Genomic DNA, 4009 nt, shown 5'->3' with positions numbered 1-4009 from the left:
GGCGCGCGCCGCGGCTGGGGGCCGGGGGGGGGCGCCTGCGCGGCCCGGCCCACCCCCCCCCGCCCCCCGCGCGCGCCAGGGCCCGCGAGTCGACCCTCTCCCCAACTGGGAGAGGGGGATAGCCTCACTCCACCGTGACGGATTTCGCCAGGTTGCGCGGCTGATCGACATCCGTGCCCTTGGCCAGGGCGACGTGATAGGCCAGCAGCTGCACCGGAATGGCGCTGACCAGAGGGCTGATGAACGGATCGACACTGGGCAGGGTGATGCTGGCGGCCGTGCCCTGACCTTGGGCAGCGATACCTTCGGCATCCGACAGCAGCACCACCTGGCCGCCGCGCGCCATCACTTCCTGCATGTTGGACACGGTCTTTTCAAAACGTGGCCCGCTGGGCGCGATGACGATCACCGGCACATGTTCATCGATCAACGCGATGGGGCCGTGTTTCAGCTCGCCGGCGGCATAGCCTTCGGCGTGGATATAGCTGATTTCCTTCAGCTTCAGCGCGCCTTCCAGCGCCATCGGATAATCCGGGCCGCGGCCGATATAAAGAATGTCACGCGCCTTGGCCAATTGCGGCGCCAACGCGCTGATGGCATCTTCGGACTTCAGTGCGGCGTTCATGGCGGCGGGCACTTCGGTGAGCAGGTGGACAAGGCGGGCTTCTTCGGCGGCGTCAACGCGGCCCTTGGCCTTGCCCAGCGCGATGGCAAAGGCCGCCAGCACCGACAATTGGCAGGTGAAGGCCTTGGTCGAAGCCACACCCACTTCCGGGCCGGCGTGGGTGGGCAGCAGCAACTGCGTCTCGCGTGCCATCGTCGAGGTGGCGACGTTGACGACAGCGGCCACCATCTGGCCGCCCGCCAACGCGTGGCGCAGCGCCGCCAGCGTGTCGGCGGTTTCGCCGGATTGGCTGATGAACAGGCACAGGCCGCCTTCTTCGTACACCGGATCGCGATACCGATATTCCGACGCATTCTCGATGCTCACCGGCACGCGCGCGAGCTGTTCAAGCCAGTAACTGGCGACATGGCCGGCGAGCAGCGCCGTGCCGCAGGCGACGATCTGCACGCGTTTCACAGCGGCCAGATCGAAGGGCAGGCCGGGAAGAGCGACGGTTTCGGCGAGCGGATCAAGATAGGCGCCCAGTGTTTGCGCCACCACGATCGGCTGTTCGTGGATTTCCTTCTCCATGTAATGGCGGTGGTTGCCCTTTTCGATCACCGCCGCGCTGGCCGATGACGTGATGAAGGCGCGTTCCACCGGCTGGTCACTGGCGTCGAACATGGCGACGCTGTCGGCCGTCAACCGCACCCAGTCGCCTTCTTCCAGATAGGCGATGCGGTTGGTGAACGGGGCCAGGCCGAGCGCGTCGGAACCCAGGAACATCTCACCCTGACCCATGCCGACGACCAGCGGCGAGCCGCGCCGCGCGCCATAGATGACGCCGGGGTGATTGCGGAACAGCATCGCAAAGCTGAAGGCACCGTGCAGCCGTTTGAGCGTGTGCGCTACCGCGTCATCGGGTGAGGCACCGCCCGCCAGCGCCAGTTCGAGCAGATGGGCGACGACTTCGGTATCGGTATCGCTCGAAAGGGTGCGGCCCGCCTTTAGCACCTCTTGGCGCAGCGGCTTGAAATTCTCGATGATGCCGTTGTGGACCAGGCAGACATTTTCGGTGGCGTGCGGGTGGGCGTTGTCGCGGGTTGGCGCGCCGTGCGTTGCCCAGCGGGTGTGGGCGATGCCGATGCTGCCGGGCAGGGGGCTCAGAGCCAGTTCGCGGGCGAGATTGACCAGTTTGCCGGGCGCGCGACGACGGTCCATGATTCCATCGTGGATCGTTGCAATGCCGGCGCTGTCATAACCGCGATATTCCAGCCGGCGCAGGCCATCGACCAGCCGGTCCGCCACTGCTTCGCCGGACACGATGCCGATGATGCCACACATGTTATTTGCCCTTCTTCGCGTGGCTGATTGCGCGGAAGCGCGCAGCCCAGCCGGCCTTTTCGGTCTGCGCTGGCCGCGCCAGCGCCAGCGCATCACCACTCACATCGCGGGTGACGGTGCTGCCGGCGGCCACGATGGCGCCATCACCGATACGAACCGGAGCAACCAGTGCGCTGTTCGATCCGATGAAGGCGCCAGCGCCGATCACCGTCTGATATTTGAAGAAGCCATCATAGTTGCAGGTGATGGTGCCGGCGCCGATATTGGCCTTGGCGCCCACCGTCACGTCGCCCAGATAGGTGAGGTGATTGGCCTTGGCGCCGTCGCCCAGCACGGCCTTCTTGGTTTCGACGAAATTGCCGATCCTGGCATTGGCCCCCAGCACCGTGCCGGGCCGTAGGCGGGCGAACGGGCCGATCTCGCAGCCTTCGCCGATGGTCGCGCCTTCGATATGGCTGTGGGCGCGTATGCGGGCACCGCTGGCGATTCTCACGCCGGGGCCGAACACCACAAAGGGTTCGATTTCGACATCGGCGGCAATTTCGGTGTCGGCGGCGAAGAACACGGTTTCGGGCGCCTGCATCGATACGCCGGCGGCCATCAGTTCGGCGCGGCGGCGGTTCTGGAAAATCGCTTCAAGCCCGGCCAGTTCGGCGCGGCTGTTGGCCCCGGCAACGTCGTCGGCGGCAGTCTCGATCACCACGCAGGCCCGGCCATCGCCCAGCGCCAGGCCCACAACGTCGGGCAGATAATATTCCTGCGCCGCATTGTTGTTGGTGACGCGGTCCAGCAGCGGGAACAGATCGGCGGCGCGCACCGCCATCAGGCCCGAATTGCACAGGGTTTCGGCGCGCTCGGCCGGGCAAGCGTCCTTGTATTCCACCATTTTCCGGATCGCGCCGGCTTTGGCAATGATGCGGCCATAGGCACCGGGTTCGGCCGGCCGGAAGCCCAGCACCGCCACCGCGACATCATCGGCCAGCGCATCGAGCAGCCGCTGCATGGTCGCAGCCGGCACCAGCGGCGCGTCGCCATACAGCACCAGCACCTTGCCATCGAAACCACTCAACACCGCTCGGGCCTGCAGCACGGCATGGCCAGTGCCATGCTGCGGCTGCTGCACGACAACATCGGCCCCAAGGCGGGAATGGCCGGCCACTTCGGTTTCGACCTGTTCCTTGAGCGCCCCGACCACGACCACGGTGCGGGCCGGCTGCAAGGTGGCGAGGCTGTCGGTGAGATGGCGCAACATCGGTTTGCCAGCGATGGCATGCAACACCTTGTGGCGGGCCGATTTCATGCGGGTGCCCATGCCGGCGGCAAGGATGATGGCAGCAAAGGGGGCAGGGGTCATCACATGCCCAGCCCTGCCACAAGCTGTCTGGGTTGAAAAGTGTGGGGGTTGAAAAGTGCCGGCGCCGGGCGCAACGCCTGTCGCAGAACTGCAATATTCCGGGTGCATGGCAAATCCTTCGTGACACTTCCCCGTTCCATCCTGTTTGATCTCGACGGCACACTTGTCGATACCGCGCCCGATCTGGCGGCGGCGATGAACCATGTGCTGGCGCTGTGCGGCCGGCCGGCCTTGCCGGTGGACGCTGTGCGCCATCTGGTGGGCCATGGCGCACGTGCGCTGATCACGCGCGGGCTGGCGGCCACCGGCGATCCGGCGCCGCATCTGGTGGAACAGCATTTCCCGGATTTTCTCGAATTTTATGCCGCCAACATCGCCAATGATTCGCGCCCCTTCGATGGCGTCGAAGCAGCGCTGGATGCGCTGGCAGAGGCTGGCTGTGTCGCGTCGATCTGCACCAACAAGCCCACCCATCTGGCCGCAGCCCTGGTTGATGCTTTGGGTTGGCGGGGGCGCTTTGCTGCCATCATCGGCGCGACCAGCGTGCCCAGGCCCAAGCCCGATGCTGGCCATGTGTTTGCCACGCTGGCTGCGGCCGGCGGCGCGGCAGACGATGCGGCATTCGTGGGCGATTCCGCCACCGATGTGGGCGCCGCGCGCAATGCCGGCCTGCCGATCGTGCTGGTCAGCTTTGGCTATACCGATCA

3 protein-coding genes are annotated in these 4009 nt (G+C 66.0%); 1 reads left to right on the top strand and 2 read right to left on the bottom strand.

Features of this window, described 5'->3' with window-relative positions; all coding sequences use genetic code 11:
• Positions 1-124: 124 nt before the first annotated feature.
• Positions 125-1948 carry a glutamine--fructose-6-phosphate transaminase (isomerizing) gene (gene glmS, locus RMO81_RS05345; RefSeq protein WP_310474727.1) on the bottom strand — a complete coding sequence of 608 codons (1824 nt, stop codon included), beginning with the start codon at positions 1946-1948 and terminating at the stop codon, positions 125-127.
• A 1-nt stretch (position 1949) separates the two neighbouring features.
• Positions 1950-3302, bottom strand: coding sequence for a bifunctional UDP-N-acetylglucosamine diphosphorylase/glucosamine-1-phosphate N-acetyltransferase GlmU (glmU, locus tag RMO81_RS05340; protein WP_310474728.1), 1353 nt, complete (start codon positions 3300-3302; stop codon positions 1950-1952).
• A 120-nt stretch (positions 3303-3422) separates the two neighbouring features.
• Here glmU and RMO81_RS05335 point away from each other — a divergent pair.
• Positions 3423-4009, top strand: a 587-nt coding sequence (locus RMO81_RS05335; RefSeq protein WP_310474726.1) for an HAD hydrolase-like protein, incomplete at its 3' end; no start/stop codon positions are given.

This window comes from Sandarakinorhabdus sp., assembly GCF_031422795.1.
GTDB lineage: Bacteria > Pseudomonadota > Alphaproteobacteria > Sphingomonadales > Sphingomonadaceae > Sandarakinorhabdus.
Note: the sequence above shows the minus strand (reverse complement) of the source record. Positions and strands in the feature narration are given on the sequence as shown.